Annotated in this window: 14 protein-coding genes; 12 read left to right on the top strand and 2 right to left on the bottom strand. The window is 69.1% G+C overall.

Annotation, left to right across the window (positions count from 1 at the left end):
- The first annotated feature begins 112 nt into the window (after positions 1-112).
- Positions 113-556 carry a type II 3-dehydroquinate dehydratase gene (gene aroQ / locus KHC28_RS09695; RefSeq protein WP_214008109.1) on the top strand — a complete coding sequence of 148 codons (444 nt, stop codon included), beginning with the start codon at positions 113-115 and terminating at the stop codon, positions 554-556.
- Between the two features lie 31 nt (positions 557-587).
- On the opposite strand, the gene KHC28_RS09690 is transcribed toward aroQ, so the two are convergent.
- Entirely contained in the window at positions 588-1,268 is a 681-nt protein-coding gene (locus KHC28_RS09690) for a TetR/AcrR family transcriptional regulator (RefSeq protein ID WP_214008108.1), read from the bottom strand.
- A gap of 216 nt (positions 1,269-1,484) precedes the next feature.
- Here KHC28_RS09690 and KHC28_RS09685 point away from each other — a divergent pair, with 216 nt between their 5' ends.
- From KHC28_RS09685 to pcaDC, 11 genes are all read left to right on the top strand, one after another.
- The gene (locus KHC28_RS09685; RefSeq protein WP_214008107.1) at positions 1,485-2,153 is read left to right on the top strand and encodes an amino acid ABC transporter permease; all 669 of its coding nucleotides are present in this window, start codon (positions 1,485-1,487) and stop codon (positions 2,151-2,153) included.
- Positions 2,154-2,160: 7 nt separating this feature from the next.
- On the top strand, positions 2,161-2,802 hold the full coding sequence (locus KHC28_RS09680; RefSeq protein ID WP_214008106.1) for an amino acid ABC transporter permease: 642 nt from the start codon (positions 2,161-2,163) through the stop codon (positions 2,800-2,802).
- 101 nt (positions 2,803-2,903) lie between these two features.
- A complete protein-coding gene (locus KHC28_RS09675) occupies positions 2,904-3,737 on the top strand; it encodes a transporter substrate-binding domain-containing protein (protein ID WP_214008105.1) in 834 nt (277 codons plus the stop codon).
- 70 nt (positions 3,738-3,807) lie between these two features.
- Complete coding sequence (locus KHC28_RS09670) at positions 3,808-4,539, top strand: amino acid ABC transporter ATP-binding protein (protein ID WP_214008202.1); 732 nt, start codon at positions 3,808-3,810, stop codon at positions 4,537-4,539.
- Positions 4,540-4,560: 21 nt separating this feature from the next.
- The gene (locus KHC28_RS09665) at positions 4,561-5,598 is read left to right on the top strand and encodes a Gfo/Idh/MocA family protein (RefSeq protein WP_214008104.1); all 1,038 of its coding nucleotides are present in this window, start codon (positions 4,561-4,563) and stop codon (positions 5,596-5,598) included.
- Between the two features lie 18 nt (positions 5,599-5,616).
- On the top strand, positions 5,617-6,447 hold the full coding sequence (locus KHC28_RS09660; RefSeq protein WP_214008103.1) for a shikimate dehydrogenase family protein: 831 nt from the start codon (positions 5,617-5,619) through the stop codon (positions 6,445-6,447).
- Between the two features lie 12 nt (positions 6,448-6,459).
- On the top strand, positions 6,460-8,364 hold the full coding sequence (locus KHC28_RS09655) for a bifunctional sugar phosphate isomerase/epimerase/4-hydroxyphenylpyruvate dioxygenase family protein (protein WP_214008102.1): 1,905 nt from the start codon (positions 6,460-6,462) through the stop codon (positions 8,362-8,364).
- A 48-nt stretch (positions 8,365-8,412) separates the two neighbouring features.
- Positions 8,413-9,156 (top strand): protocatechuate 3,4-dioxygenase subunit beta, encoded by a 744-nt coding sequence (gene pcaH / locus KHC28_RS09650; RefSeq protein ID WP_214008101.1) that lies wholly within the window; start codon positions 8,413-8,415, stop codon positions 9,154-9,156.
- Positions 9,146-9,841: a protocatechuate 3,4-dioxygenase subunit alpha gene (gene pcaG, locus KHC28_RS09645; protein ID WP_214008100.1), complete on the top strand. Its 696-nt coding sequence runs from the start codon at positions 9,146-9,148 to the stop codon at positions 9,839-9,841. The genes pcaH and pcaG overlap by 11 nt, the downstream gene beginning before the upstream one ends.
- Positions 9,838-10,983 (top strand): lyase family protein, encoded by a 1,146-nt coding sequence (locus KHC28_RS09640; protein WP_214008099.1) that lies wholly within the window; start codon positions 9,838-9,840, stop codon positions 10,981-10,983. Before pcaG ends, KHC28_RS09640 begins: the two co-directional genes overlap by 4 nt.
- A 4-nt stretch (positions 10,984-10,987) precedes the next feature.
- Entirely contained in the window at positions 10,988-12,169 is a 1,182-nt protein-coding gene (gene pcaDC / locus KHC28_RS27850; protein WP_214008098.1) for a bifunctional 3-oxoadipate enol-lactonase/4-carboxymuconolactone decarboxylase PcaDC, read from the top strand.
- Positions 12,170-12,238: 69 nt separating this feature from the next.
- Here pcaDC and KHC28_RS09630 read toward each other — a convergent pair whose 3' ends face one another.
- The gene (locus KHC28_RS09630) at positions 12,239-15,370 is read right to left on the bottom strand and encodes an efflux RND transporter permease subunit (RefSeq protein ID WP_214008097.1); all 3,132 of its coding nucleotides are present in this window, start codon (positions 15,368-15,370) and stop codon (positions 12,239-12,241) included.

Below are 15,370 nucleotides of genomic sequence, written 5' to 3'. Positions count from 1 at the left end.
TTCGCGAAGAGAAGATGCTCCAACTTGTTGAATCTAAAGCCCTTCCGATCGGGTGACACCACCCCATCGAAAAGGGCTTCAGGGGCAACGCGCACCAACCGGGGGAACGGGAATGGGACGCCGCATCTACATTCTGAACGGGCCGAACCTCAATCTGCTCGGCCAGCGCGAGCCGCACATCTACGGCACCACGACGCTGAAGGAGATCGCGGAGCGCAGCGCCGCCAAGGCCGGCGCTCTGGGTTTCACGGTCGAGTTCCGGCAGACCAATTTCGAGGGCGAGCTGGTCGAGAGCGTGCATGAGGCGCGCGGCGAGGCCTGCGGCATCGTCGTCAACCCGGCCGGCTACACCTTCACCTCGGTGGCGCTGATGGACGCGCTGAAGATGTTCGACGGGCCGAAGATCGAGCTGCACATCTCCAACGTGCATGCGCGGGAGAGCATCTATCATAAATCGCTGATCTCGCCGGTGGTCACCGGCGTAATGCTCGGCTTCGGCGCCGCCGGCTACGAACTGGCGATCGAGGCGATGGCGGCCATGGCCGGCAAGGCCTGAGGCCCGCCGATCCCGCTTCCGGATGCTGCGGTCAGGCCCGCAGCATCCGCATCACCGTGTCGATCGCCGTCTGCCGGCGTTGCGGCAGGATGTCCGGCGCGCCCATGTCGTGGCCGAACACCTGCCGGATGCTGGCGCGGTTCGACACGTTGTAGAAGCTGAGCGCGCTGATGGTCAGGTGGATGTCCAGCGCCTCGATGCCCGGCCGGAACAGGCCCTCGGCGACGCCCCGCCGGTAGATCTCCCGGATCACGTCGATGATCGACAGGTTGAGCGTGGCGATCTTGGTGGACGTGGCGAGATGGCGGGCATGGTGGATGTTCTCGATCATCACCATGCGCACGAAATCGGGATTGTCGGCGTGGTAGTCGAAGGTGAAGCCGGCCAGCTTCGCCATCGCCTCGTCCGGCGGCAGGGCGCCGAGATCGAGGCCGCGCTCGAAGCGGCGGATGCGGTCGTACATCTCCTCGATGACGGCGCGGTAGAGCCCCTCCTTGTCACCGAAATAATAGTAGATCATCCGCTTGCTGGTTGCCGTCTTGGCGGCGATCTCGTCGACGCGGGCGCCGCTCAGCCCGTGCTCGACGAATTCGAGGCGCGCGGCATCGAGAATGCTGCGCCGGACGCCTTCGGGGTCCTGGGTCCAGGACTGAGCCTTCCTGTCGGCGCGGGGCGGCGTGCCGGTCTTGGCCGGCGTGACTGTCTTTTCCATCGAGGCACCGAGAGGGCGCGCGCGAGCGCGGGGGCGGCACGAAGCGGAATGTACCGTCTGGTACATTCCGCTTGACCAAATGAACCAGTTGGTACAATTTATCATCCGCCAAAAGCATCGCGCAAGCTGCGCGTCCGTGCCTGCCGAGCCGCCCGCAGAGGCGCCGGGACGATGAAGCGGACCGACCCGCAGAAGGTCGGCTGTCGAGGAAACGCCATGAACTACGCGCTGGATTTCACGCCCGTCCTCGACGGGTTGCCGGACCTGCTTGCCGGCTGCCTCGGCACCCTGCTGCTCGCGCTGGGCGGGATGGCGATCGCCATCGTCATCGGCATTGGCGGCGTGGTGCTGCGCGATTCCCGCCACAAGGCGATACGCTGGACGGTGCGGGGCTTCGTCGAGCTGATCCGCAACACGCCCTTCCTGGTGCAGATCTACTTCATCTATTTCGCGCTGCCGCTGGCCGGCCTACGCCTCGACCCGACGCCGACCGCCATCCTCGCCCTCGGCATCAATGGCGGCGCCTATGCCATCGAGATCATCCGCGGCGGCGTGCAGTCGATCAGTCGCGGCCAGGTCGAGGCCGGGCTGGCGCTGGGGCTGCACAAGGGGCTGGTGTTCCGGCTCATCGTGCTGAAGCCGGCGCTGCGGGCGGTTTTCCCCTCGCTGACCAGCCAGTTCATCCTGCTCACCCTGACCACCAGCGTGGCCTCGGCGATCTCCGCCTATGAGCTGACCTCGGTGGCGCAGCGCATCGAATCCGAGAGCTTCCGCAGCTTCGAGGTCTTCGGCGTCATCACGCTGCTCTATCTCGGCCTGTCCTGGCTGATGATGACGTTCTTCTCGACCATCTCGACCCGCTATTTCAGCTATCCGGTGAAGTGAGGGCACCATGGGTCTCGGCGAGTTCCTGTTCCTCCTCACCGGCCTGAAATGGACGGTCGCGCTGTCGGCGATCGGCTTCGTATGCGGTGCGATCGGCGGGCTCGCCATCGCGCTGATGCGCACCTCCGGCATGCGGCCGCTGGAGCGGCTGGCGGCGGGCTACATCGCGCTGTTCCAGGGCACGCCGCTGCTGATGCAGCTGTTCGTCGTCTATTACGGGCTGGCGCTGGTCGGCCTGCGGCTCAGCGCGTGGGTGGCGGTGTCGATCGGCTTCACCCTGCACGCCAGCGCCTATCTCGGCGAGATCTGGCGCGGCTCCATCGAGGCGGTACCGCGCGGCCAGAGCGAGGCCGCCAGCGCGCTGAACCTGAAATACGTCTCGCGGATGAAGGACGTGGTGCTGCCGCAGGCGATCCGCATCTCGCTGCCGGCGACCATCGGCTTCCTCGTGCAGCTGATCAAGGGCACCTCGCTCGCCTCCATCGTCGGCTTCACCGAGCTGGCGCGGGCCGGGAACATCGTCTCGAACCAGATCTTCCAGCCGCTCCTCGTCTTCGGGATCGTCGGCATCCTCTACTTCCTGATGTGCTGGCCGCTGTCGCTCTACGGCTCGCATCTCGAACGCCGCTTCGCCGTCGCCTCGCGGTGACGGCGCCGTCCAAGCAAAAAACGCCAAGCACTCAAACAACACACTCAAGCAACGCCAAACACTCAAGAAACCGAAAAACGCCAATGCAAAGGGAGAGAAACATGATCCGCTTCACGCCGACCCGCCGCCTGGTGCTGGCCGCCGCCGTCGCGGCGCTGGCCCTGCCGGCGCTCGCCACCCGTCCCGCCTCCGCCGTCACCCCCGAGGAGATCAAGGCGCGCGGCAAGATCATCGTCGGCATCCAGGGCGACAACCCGCCCTGGGGCTTCGTCACCAGCGACGGCAAGCAGGACGGCCTCGATGCCGACATGGCCCGGCTCTACGCCAAGGAGCTCGGCGTCGAGGTGGAGTTCGTGCCGCTCGAGGTCAGCAACCGCATCCCGGCGCTGACGTCCGGCCGCGTCGACGTGCTGTTCGCCACCATGGCGATGCTGCCCGAGCGCGCTAAGGCGGTGCAGTTCAGCAAGCCCTATGTCGCCAACGCCATCGTGCTGATCGCCCCCAAATCGGTGGAGATCAAGACCAATGCCGACATGGCCAAGGTCTCGATCGGCGTCGCCAAGGGAGCCGCGCAGGACACCCAGGTGACCAAGAACGCTCCGGCCGGCACCACCATCCGCCGCTATGACGGCGACGCGCCGAGCATTCAGGCGCTGGCCTCCGGCCAGGTGCAGGCGATCGGCGGCAACATCTTCTACCTGCAGCGCGTCGAGCAGGCCCGCCCCGGAGAGTTCGAGAACAAGCTCGAATTCCAGAAGCTCTACAACGGCGCCTGCACCCGCCTCGGCGAGAAGGAGATCAACGCCTCGCTCAACGCCTTCATCGACAAGATCAAGGCCAATGGCGAGCTGAAGAAGATCTACGACAAGTGGATGAAGGTGCCGGTGCACCAGTTCCCCGACAGCCTCGAAGGCATCCCCTTCTCGGCCAGCTGAGCGCGGCATAGCGGGAGACACGGCCATGACGAGACATGTTCCCATCCGTGACACGGCTACGGCGGATCCCATGATCGTCATGGCCGATGTCGAGAAGTGGTATGGCGGCTTCAAGGCGCTGTCCGCCATCAACCTGTCGGTCCGCCGGGGCGAGCGGATCGTCCTGTGCGGGCCGTCGGGCTCCGGCAAGTCGACGCTGATCCGCTGCATCAACCGCCTGGAGGTCTACCAGAAGGGCGAGATCCGCGTCGGCGGCACCCGGCTCGACGACGACGGCCACAGCATCGATGCCGTGCGCCGCGAGGTCGGCATGGTGTTCCAGCACTTCAACCTGTTCCCGCACATGACCGTGCTGCAGAACTGCATGCTGGCGCCGATGCGGGCGCTGAAGCTGAGCCGCCGCGAGGCGGAGGAGACCGCGCAGCGGCTGCTCGACCGCGTCCGCATATTGGAGCAGGCCGACAAATATCCGGCGCAGCTCTCCGGCGGCCAGCAGCAGCGCGTCGCCATCGCCCGCGCGCTGTGCATGCGGCCGAGCGTCATGCTGTTCGACGAGCCGACCTCTGCTCTCGACCCGGAAATGGTCAAGGAGGTGCTCGACACCATGATCGGCCTCGCCGAGGAGGGGATGACGATGATCTGCGTCACCCACGAGATGGGCTTCGCGCGGCAGGTCGCCGACCGGGTGATCTTCATGGCCGACGGCAGCATCGTCGAGGAGGCCCCGCCCGACACCTTCTTCACCCAGCCGCGCCACGAGCGCACCCGCAAATTCCTCGGTGAGATCCTGCGCCCGCACTGAAGCGGCGGAAGGGAGAGAGCCATGCAGCCGTTGCGCATCGCCGTGATGGGGGCCGGACTGATCGGGCAGCGCCATATCGCGCATGTCCTTGCCGAACCGGAGACGCAGCTGTCGGCGGTCATCGATCCGGCGCCGGCGGCCCGCGAGGTCGCGGCACGGGCCGGCGTGCCCTGCTATCCGCGCTTCGCGGCGGTGCCGGCGGCGGAGCGGCCGGATGGGGTGGTGGTCGCCACGCCGAACCAGCTGCATGTCGAGCACGTGCTGGAACTGGTCGCCGCCGGCATTCCGGTGCTGGTCGAGAAGCCGATCGCCGACAGCCTCGCCGGGGCGCAGCTTTTGGTCGAGGCGGCGGAGGCCGCGCGCGTGCCGCTGCTGGTCGGGCATCACCGGCGCCACAACCCGCTGATCCGCAAGGCGCGGGAGGTGATCGACGCCGGACGTCTCGGCCGGCTGGTGCTGCTGTCCGGCCATGCCTGGATGATGAAGCCGGACGACTATTTCGACGTGGCGTGGCGGCGCCAGCTCGGCGCCGGCCCGGTGCTGATCAACCTCATCCACGATGTCGACCTGTTCCGCCATCTCGGCGGCGAGATCGTCGACGTGCAGGCGCAGACCTCCAGCGCGGTGCGCGGCCATGCGGTGGAGGACACCGCGACGGTGCTGCTGCGCTTCGCCGGCGGCGCGCTCGGCACGCTGAGCGTCTCCGACACGACGGTGGCGCCGTGGAGCTGGGAGACCACCAGCGGCGAGAACCCGGCCTATCCGCGCGAGGACGAGGCCTGCTGCCAGATCGCCGGCACGCAGGGGGCTCTCAGCGTGCCGCAGCTGGATGTCTGGCGCTATCCGGGGCCGCGCAGCTGGTGGGAGCCGCTCGAGCGCGAGCGCCTCGCCGTCGCGCCCGAGGACCCGCTGCGGCGGCAGATCCGGCATTTCGCCGCCGTCATACGCGGCAGCGAGGCGCCATTGGTTTCCGGCCGCGAGGGGCTGGCGACGCTCAGGGTGGTCGACGCCATCGGGCGGGCGGCACGGCAGGGCGGCGCGATCGCGCTCGCCGCCTGACAGCAATCGGGACGAGAGATGATCACCGGAACCACACAGCTGATCGGCCATCTCGGCTTTCCCACCGAGAGCTTCAAGTCGCCGATGATCTACAACCCCTATTTCGAGCGCGAGGGCATCGATGCGCTCGTCGTGCCGATGGGGTGCCGCAGCGACGACTACCCGGCCTTTCTCAAGCTGTTCTTCCGGCTCTCCAACGCGCTCGGCACGCTGATCACCATGCCGCACAAGGTCGTGACCCTCGCCATCGTCGACGAGGTGCGCCCGACCGCCGCCATCGCCGGCGCCTGCAACGCCGTGCGGCGCGAGGCGGACGGACGGCTGGTCGGCGAGATGTTCGACGGGGAAGGCTTCGTGCGCGGCCTCCTGCGCAAGGGGCGCGAGGTGGCCGGCCGGCGCGGGCTGGTGGTCGGCGCCGGCGGCGTCGGCTCGGCCATCGCCGCCTCGCTCGCCCGCGCCGGCATCGCCGAGCTCGCCTTGTTCGACCGCCACGCGGCGGCGGCCGACGAGCTCGGCCGGCGGCTGATACGCCACTATCCCGCGCTCACGGTCACGACCGGCTCCAACGACCCGGCCGGCTTCGACATCGTGGTCAATGCCACCCCGCTCGGCATGCGGCCCGGTGATCCGCTGCCGGTCGACGTCACCAGGCTCTCGCCTTCCGCCTTCGTCGGCGAGGTGGTGCTGACGCACGAGATCACGCCGTTCCTCGCGGCGGCGCGCGAACGCGGCTGCGCGTTCCAGATCGGCACCGACATGCTGTTCGAGCAGATCCCCGCCTATCTCGAATTCTTTGGACTGCCCTCCACCACGCCGGACGATTTGCGCGCCATTGCGCGGCTTCGCTGAAAGGAGCACGCCATGATCCCGTCCATTGCCACTGTCTGTGTTTCGGGAACCCTGGTGGAGAAGCTGGAGGCCATCGCGACGGCGGGCTTCCCGGCGGTCGAGATCTTCGAGAACGACCTGATCGCCTTTCCCGGCTCGCCGGCCGAGGTGCGCCGGATCTGCGGCGATCTCGGCCTGTCCATCGTCACCTGCCAGCCCTTCCGCGACTTCGAGGGCATGCCGGAGGGACGCCGGCAGCGCACCTTCGACCGGGCCGAGCGCAAGTTCGATCTGTTGCAGGAACTCGGCAGCGAGTTGCTTTTCGTCTGCTCCAACGTCTCGCCGGAGGCGCAGAGCGGCATCGACCGGCTGGCGGCCGACTTCGTCGAGCTCGGCGAGCGGGCCGGCCGGCGCGGCCTGCGCGTCGGCTATGAGGCGCTGGCCTGGGGACGCCACATCTACGACTACCGCGATGCCTGGGAGATCGTGCGGCGGGCCGGGCGGCCGGAAGTCGGGGTCGTGCTCGACAGCTTCCACATCCTCGCCCGCAAGCTCGACCTCGCTACCATCGCCACCATCCCGCGCGACAAGATCGCCATGGTGCAGATGGCCGATGCGCCGCTGCTGCAACTCGACCCGCTGTCCTGGAGCCGCCACTGGCGCTGCCTGCCGGGACAGGGCGACCTCGACCTTGCCGGTTTCATGGATGCGCTGGTCGCGACCGGCTATGACGGCGTGCTGTCGCTGGAGATCTTCAACGACCGGTTCCGCGCCGGCTCGGCGCGCTCGGTGGCGCTGGACGGCCATCGCTCGCTGATCTGGGTACTGGACGAGACCGCCCGCCGGCTGGGACGGCCGGTGCCCGGCGCGGTGCCGATGCCGGTGCCGCGTCCGGTCGAGGCGGTGGAGTTCATCGAGTTCGCCATCGCCGAGGCGGAGCGGCCGGGCCTCGAAAAGCTGCTGCGTGCCTTCGGCTTCGGCCGCGCCGGCCGGCACCGCTCGAAGGATGTCGACCTGTGGAGCCAGGGCGATATCCGCCTCGTTCTGAACAGCGACGCGGAAGGCTTCGCGCACAGCTACCAGATCACCCACGGCACCTCGGTCTGCGCGCTGGCGCTGCGCGTGCCGGACGCAAGGGAGGCGATCGAACGGGCGCGGGCGCTGCTCGACTTGCCGCATGCCGGCGCCGTCGGTCCCGGCGAGCTCGACATTCCCGCCGTGCGCGGCGTCGGCGGCAGCCTCGTCTATTTCCTCGACCGCGCCTCGGCGCTCGGCCGCTGGGCCGAGGTGGATTTCGAGCCGACCGGGGAGGTGGTTCCGGGCGCGGGGCTGCTCGGCGTCGACCATGTCTCGCAGAGCATGCAGTACGAGGAGATGCTGACCTGGCTGTTATTCTATTCCTCGCTGTTCGAGACCCGGAAGTCGCCGACCCAGGCGGTGATCGATCCCGGCGGCGTGGTACAGAGCCAGGTCGTCGAGAGCGGGCCGGTCGACGGCGCCGGCCACGGGCTGCGGTTGATCCTCAACGGCTCGCAGAGCCACCGCACCCTGTCCGCCCGCTTCGTCAACGAGCTGTTCGGCTCCGGCGTGCAGCACATCGCCTTCGTCACCCACGACATCGCCGCCACCATCGGCCGGCTGGTGGCGAGCGGCGTCGCCATGCTGCCGATCCCGGAGAACTACTATGACGACCTCGAGGCCCGGTCCGACCTCTCCGCCGCCGACATCGACGCGCTCAAGGCGCTGAACATCCTCTACGACCGCGACGCCGGCGGCGAGTTCCGCCACGCCTACACCGCGACGCTGAATGGCGGCTTCTTCTTCGAGATCGTGCAGCGCGACAACTATGCCGGCTATGGCGCCGCCAACGCCGCCATCCGCCTGACCGCGCAGGCCAATCTGCAGATGCCTGCCGCGTCGGCCTTTGCCGGCCAGTGAGCGCGCAATGCCTGTCCCTTCCCGTGGCCGCTTGATGGAGGTGGTGCCATGAGCCAAGTGACCAGCCGACTGATCAGCCGAGTGATCCTTCCCTATCGCCGCGAGGATGCGGGCGCGCCGCCCTCGCTGCATGCCGACTACCGCTCCACCATGCTGCGCGCGCCCCGCCTCGCGCCGCTTGCCATTCCGGCGACGCTGACGGAAGTCACCGGCCCCGACCATGCCTGGGCGCGGCTGATGGGCCCCGCCATGGCGGACCTCACCGTGCAGCATCGCGGCGAGCCGCAGGGCCAACGCATCGTCGTCGCCGGCCTGGTGCTCGACGAGCAGGCGCGCCCGGTGCCGGACACGGTGATCGAGATATGGCAAGCCAACGCCGCCGGGCGCTACATCCATTCCCGCGACGACTGGCCGGCGCCGCTCGACCCCAACTTCACCGGCGTGGGGCGGGTCATCACCGATGCCGAGGGGCGCTACCGCTTCGTGAGCATCCGGCCCGGCGCCTATCCGTGGGGCAACCACAAGAATGCCTGGCGCCCGGCGCATATCCATCTCTCGCTGCTGGGGCCGGCCTTCGCCACGCGGCTGGTCACGCAGATGTATTTCCCGGACGATCCGCTGATCGAGATCGACCCGATCGCCAATGCCGTGCCGATGCCCTATCGCCAGCGCCTCGTCGCCCGCTTCGACATCGGCACCACCGTGCCGAACTGGGCGCTCGGCTATCGCTTCGACATCGTGCTCAAGGGCCGCGACCAGACCCCGTTCGAGGAGGAGCATGATGACCACTGACCTCGAAGCCCTGAATGCCGCGCCGCGCCTCGACAACCAGGATCCCACGCTGTTCGGGCAGACGCCGTCGCAGACGGTGGGGCCGTTCTTTCACTACGGCTTGCCGTGGAAGGGCGGCGCCGACCTCGTCGGCCGCTCCGATCTCGGCGCGCGGCCCGACCTGATGCCGCCGGAGCATTTCCTGCTCGCCACATCCGGCGTCTCCGGGGCGCCGCAGGGCGAGGTGATCGAGATCGCCGGCGGGATCTATGACGGCCAGGGTACGCCGTTGAACGATGTCATGGTCGAGATCTGGCACGCCAATGCCGCCGGCCGCTATGCCAGCGACGAGGACGGGCGCGAGGAGGTGCCGCTCGATCCGCATTTCGTCGGCTTCGGCCGTGGGGCGACCGACGCGAACGGCATATGGCGCTTCCGCACCATTCGCCCCGGCCGGGTGCCGGGACCCGGCAATACCCTGCAGGCGCCGCACATCGCGCTGTCCGTGCTCGGGCGCGGCCTGCTCAAGCGGCTGGCTACCCGGCTCTATTTCGCCGATGGCGAGGGCAATGGCGACGACCCGATCCTGGCGCTGGTGCCGCCGGAGCGGCGGGATACGCTGATCGCCCGGCGCCGGCCCGATGGCGTCTGGTGGCTCGACATCGTGCTGCAGGGCGAGAACGAAACGGTGTTCTTCGACCTATGAGCCAGTTGCTGCGCACCCGGCCCTCGACCACCGACGCCATGCTGGCGATCTTCGACGACGCCGCGACGCTGCGCCATGCCCTCGCCTTCGAGGCGGCGCTCGCCAATGCCGAGGCGGCCGAGGGGCTGCTCGCGCCGGAGGCGGCGCTCGCCATCGCCGAGCTTTGCCGTACTCTCGTCCTCGACCCGGCGGAGCTCGCCGCCGAGGCCGCCCATGCCGGCACGCTGGCGATCCCGCTGGTCATCCGGCTGCGCGCCGCGCTGCCGCCGGCCATCGCCCCGGCCCTGCACAAGGGCAGTACCAGCCAGGATCTCGCCGATACGGTGCTGGCCCGCCAGATCCGCGAGGCCACGGCGCTGCTGGCGCAGGACATTGGTCCGCTCACGGCGGCGCTCGCCATGCAGGCGCAGCGGCACGCGACGCGGCCGGCGCTGGGCCGCACGCTGCTGCAGGATGCGCGGCCGATCAGCTTCGGCCTGCGCCTCGCGCAGTGGCGCGCCGGCATCCGCGAGGCCGCCCGCCGGCTGGAGGCCGAAGTCGCCGATCACGCCGTGCTGCAGTTCGGCGGCGCGGCGGGCACGCGGGAGGGACTGGGCGGCAGGGGCGAGGCAGTCGCCGCCCGGCTGGGGCCGGCGCTCGGCCTGCCCGCCGCGCCGCCCTGGCACGCCAATCGCGGCGGCCTCGCCGGCATCGCGGCGGCGCTCGCCATCCTCATCGGCGCGCTCGGCAAGATGGCGCGCGACCTCTCGCTGCTGGCGCAGAACGCCATCGGCGAGGCGCGCGAGCCGGCGGTTCCCGGCCGTGGCGGCTCCTCGGCCATGGCGCATAAGCGCAATCCGACCGGATGCCAGGTCGCTCTGGCCGCCGCGCACCGCGCCCCCGGCCTCGCCGCCGGCGTGCTGTTCGGCCTGCCGGCGGAGGGCGAGCGCGGCCTCGGCGGCTGGCAGGCGGAAGGGCCGGTACTGGCCGAGCTGTTCCTGCTCGCGGCCGGCAGTGCGGCGGCGATGGCCGAGGTGGCGCAGGGGCTGGAGATCGACACGGCGGCCATCACCCGCAACCTCGCGGCGGCCGAACTAGGCGAGGACATCGGCGAGAGCGCGGCGCTGGTCGCGCAGCTGCTTTCCGACCCGCACGAAGGATAGGGCCATGCCGTTCGTCACCAGCGCCGGGGCGCGCATCTTCTGGAGACTGGACGGGGCCGAGGCCAACCCGCCACTTGTCCTGCTCAATTCGATCGGCACCGACCTGACGCTCTGGGACGCGGCGATGCCGCATCTGCTGCCGGCCTTCCGGCTGCTGCGGATCGACACGCGCGGCCACGGCGCCTCCGATGCCCCGGCCGGCCCCTACACCTTGGCGATGCTGGCCGACGACGTCGCGGCAGCGATGGACGCCGCCGGCATCGGTTCGGCGGCGGTGGCCGGCGTCTCGCTCGGCGGCATGATGGCGATGCAGCTCGCCCTCGACCGGCCGCAGATTGTGACGGCGCTGGCGCTGATCTGCACCTCGCCGGCCATGGACAGGGGTGCGTGGGAGGACCGCATCGCCCGCGTGGCGGCGGAGGGCATGGCGGGGATCGCCGATCTCGCCATGGGCCGGTTCCTGTCACCGGCCTTCGCCGCGCAGCGCCCCTTCGTCGCCGAGAGCCTGCGTCGCGGCCTGCTGTCGACGCCGGCGCAGGGCTATGCCGGTGCGGGCGCGGCGATCCGCGACATGGAACTTATCGGTCGCCTGCCGGAAATCGCCGTGCCGACGCTGGTCGTCACCGGCACGCGCGATGTCTCGACCCCCCATGCCGGCCATGGCGAGCGCCTGGTCGCCGGCATTCCCGGCGCCGCTCACCTCGCCCTCGACTGCGCCCACCTCGCTCCCGTCGAGGCGCCGGCCGCGCTGGCAAGCGCGCTCCGGCGTTTCCTCGCACCGGCGCAGGAGGTCGAACAGGCGGCGCAGACGCTGTACGAGGCGGGGCTCGCCAATCGGCGCCGGGTGCTCGGCGACGACTGGGTCGACCGCTCGCTGGCGGCACGCACCCCGTTCAACGCCGAGTTCCAGGCGATGATCACCCGCATCGCCTGGCAGGAGATCTGGGGCCGGCCGGGGCTCGACGAACGCACCCGGCGGCTGCTGGTGGTGGCGATCACTGCCAGCCTCGGCCGTTGGGAGGAGTTCCGCCTGCATGTCCGCGCCGGGCTCGCGCGCGACGGCTTCACATGCGACGAGCTGAAGGAGGCGCTCATGCAGACCGCGATCTATGCCGGCGTGCCCGCCGCCAACACCGCCTTCGCCGAAGCGGGCCGGATCATCGACGAGACCGGTGCCACCAGCTGAACGCCGCCACCGCCTCTCCGGATGTGGCGAGGTCCCCGCTCCGCCTGCGCGGTCGCGCAAGACGGTGCCTCATCCCGCCACCGGCGTGTCGGAGGCGTGCCGCGCGGCCCGGCGACGGGCGAAGCGCGCCGCCAGCCCGTCCAGGGCGAGATAGATCACCGGAGTGGTGTACAGCGTCAGCAATTGGCTGACCGCGAGGCCGCCGACGATGGCGTAGCCGAGCGGCTGGCGCAGTTCCGATCCGGTGCCGTGGCCTATCATCAGCGGCACGCCGGCCAGCAGCGCGGCGAAGGTGGTCATCAGGATCGGCCGGAAGCGCAACAGACACGCTTCGCGGATCGCGTCATGCGCCGACATCCGCACGCCTCCCTCGCCTTCCCCGCGCTCGCGGGCGATGGCGAAGTCGACGATCATGATGCCGTTCTTCTTCACGATGCCGATCAGGAGGATGATGCCGATCAGCGCGATGACCGTGAAGTCGAAGCCGAACAGCCACAGCATGATCAGCGCCCCCAGCCCCGCCGAGGGCAGGGTGGAGAGGATGGTGATCGGGTGGACATAGCTCTCATAGAGCACGCCGAGGATCAGATAGATCACCACCAGAGCCGCCAGCACCAGCGCCGGCTCGCTCGCCAGCGACGACTGGAAGGCCTGGGCATTGCCCTGGAAGGTACCGGTCAGCGTCGGCGGCTTGCCGATCTCCACCTCCGCCTTGTGGATCGCCGCCACCGCGTCGCCCAGCGCCACGCCGGGTGCGAGGTTGAAGGACAGCGTCACCGAGGGAAATTGCGACTGATGGTTGATCGACAGGAAGCTCGTCGGCTCGCTGGTCCATTTGGCCAGCACCGAGAGCGGTACCTTCGCCCCGGTCGCCGGCGCGGTGAGGTAGATGTCGTCCAGCGCATGCGGCGAGTTCTGCAGCTGCGGCTCCAGCTCGAGGATGACGTGATAGGAGTTCAGCTGGGTGAAGTACTGCGTCACCTGCCGCTGGCCGAACGCGTCGTAGAGCGTGTTGTCGATGTCGGCCGGGCTGATGCCGAGCCGTGAGGCCTGGTCGCGGTCGATGGCCAGCGTCAGCGTCGCCCCGCCGGTCTGCTGGTCGGAGGCGAGGCTGGTCAGCTGCGGCAGCGTCCGCAGCTTGGCGAGCATCTTCGGCGCCCAGTCGTTCAACTCGGCTATGTCGCCGTCCTGCAGCGTGTACTGGAACTGCGTGCGCGACACCCGGCCGCCGACATTGAGGTCCTGCGCCGCCTGCAGGAACAGCGCCGCGCCCTGCACCTTGGCGAGCCTGGCGTTGAGCCGGTCGATGATCTGGAAGGCGGAGGCGCTACGCTGGTCGCGCGGCTTGAGCACGATGAACATCCGGCCGTTGTTCACCGTCTGCCCGGCGCCGGCACCGACGCCCATGCCGACATTGAGCACGTCCGGGTCGGCGGCGACGATGCGGCCGAGCTCCAATTGGTGCGTCACCATGTCGGCGAAGGACACGTCCTGCGCCGCCTCCGACACGCCGATGATCAGGCCGGTGTCCTGCAGCGGGAAGAAGCCCTTGGGCACCTCGTAGAATAGCACCCCGGTCGCCGCCAGCGCCGCGAAGAACACGCCGAGCGTGGTGCGGCGATGGTCGAGCGCCAGGTCGAGCGTGATGCGATAGCCCGCGAGCAGCGCCTCGAAGCCGCGCTCGGACCACAGATAGAGTCGCCCGTGCGCCTCCTCCTTGCCTTTCGGCTTCAGGAACAGCGCGCACAGCATCGGCGTCAGCGTCAGCGACACGAAGGCGGAGATGGCGATGGTGATGGTCACCGTCACCGCGAATTCGCGGAACAGCCGCCCGACCAGCCCGCCCATCAGCAGCAGCGGGATGAACACCGCGATCAGCGACAGGCTGATCGACAGGATGGTGAAGCCGATCTCCGCCGAGCCGTCGAGCGCCGCCTGCAAGGGCCCCTTACCCATCTCCAGATGCCGCTCGATGTTCTCCAGCATGACGATGGCGTCGTCGACCACGAAGCCGACCGCGATGGACAGGCCCATCAGCGACAGGTTGTCGAGGCTGTAGCCGAGCGCATACATCGCCGCGAAGGTGCCGATGATCGCCAGCGGCACGGCGATGGAGGGGATCACCGTCGCCCACAGGTTGCGCAGGAACACGAAGATCACCGCCACCACCAGCACGATGGTGATCACCAGCGTCTTCTCGACATCGGCCACCGAGGCGCGGATGGTCTCGGTGCGGTCGCTGACCAGTTGCAGGCTGATCCCCGCCGGCGCGGTCGCCATCAGCATCGGCAGCTGCGCCTTGATCTCGTCCACCGTGTCGATGACGTTGGCGCCCGGCAGCTTGAACACCGGCAGCAGGATGGCCGGCTCGCCATTGGCCCATGCCGCCAGCTGGTCGTTTTCCGGCGCGTCGACGGCGTTGCCGATGTCGCGCACCCGCACCGGCGCCCCGTCGCGCCAGGCGAGGATGGCGTCGCGCCACGGCGCCGCCGAGGTGATCTGGTCGTTGTCGAACAGCGTGAAGGTGCGTGTCTTGCCCTGCACCGTCCCCTTGGGGTCGTTGACGGTCAGCGAGACGATGGCCTGCCGCAGATCCTCCAGCGACAGGCCGAGATTGGCCACCTTGGCCGGATCGACCTGAATGCGCACCGAGGGCTTCTGCTGGCCGTAGATCGTCACCTGCCCGACGCCGCCGATCTGGCTGATGTGCTGCTCCAGCACGTTCTCGGCGAAGTCGTCGACCTCAGTGATCGGCAGCGTCTTCGAGGTCAGCGCCAGCACCAGGATCGGCGGATCGGCGGGATTCACCTTGCGATAGGTCGGCGGCGCCGGCAGGTCGGTCGGCAATTGCCCGCCGGCGGCGTTGATCGCCGTCTGCACGTCCTGCGCCGCCGCGTTGATGTCGACGTCGAGATTGAACTGCAGCGTGATCGACGAATTGCCCAGCGTCGAGATCGAGGTCATCTGCGCCAGGCCGGGTATCTCGCCGAACTGCCGCTCCAGCGGCTGCGTCACCGAGGAGGCGATGATCTCAGGGCTGGCGCCGGGCAGCTGCGTCGAGACCGAGAGGGTGGGGAAGTCCACCTCCGGCAGCGGCGCCACCGGCAGGCGTGGAAACGCGACGACTCCGACCATCAGGAGGCCCGCCATCAATAGCGAGGTGCCGATGGGGTGGCGGATGAACCAGGATGAGAGCGACAT

The organism is Ancylobacter sonchi (assembly GCF_018390695.1).
In the GTDB taxonomy this organism is placed as follows: domain Bacteria; phylum Pseudomonadota; class Alphaproteobacteria; order Rhizobiales; family Xanthobacteraceae; genus Ancylobacter; species Ancylobacter sonchi.
Note: the sequence above shows the minus strand (reverse complement) of the source record. Positions and strands in the feature narration are given on the sequence as shown.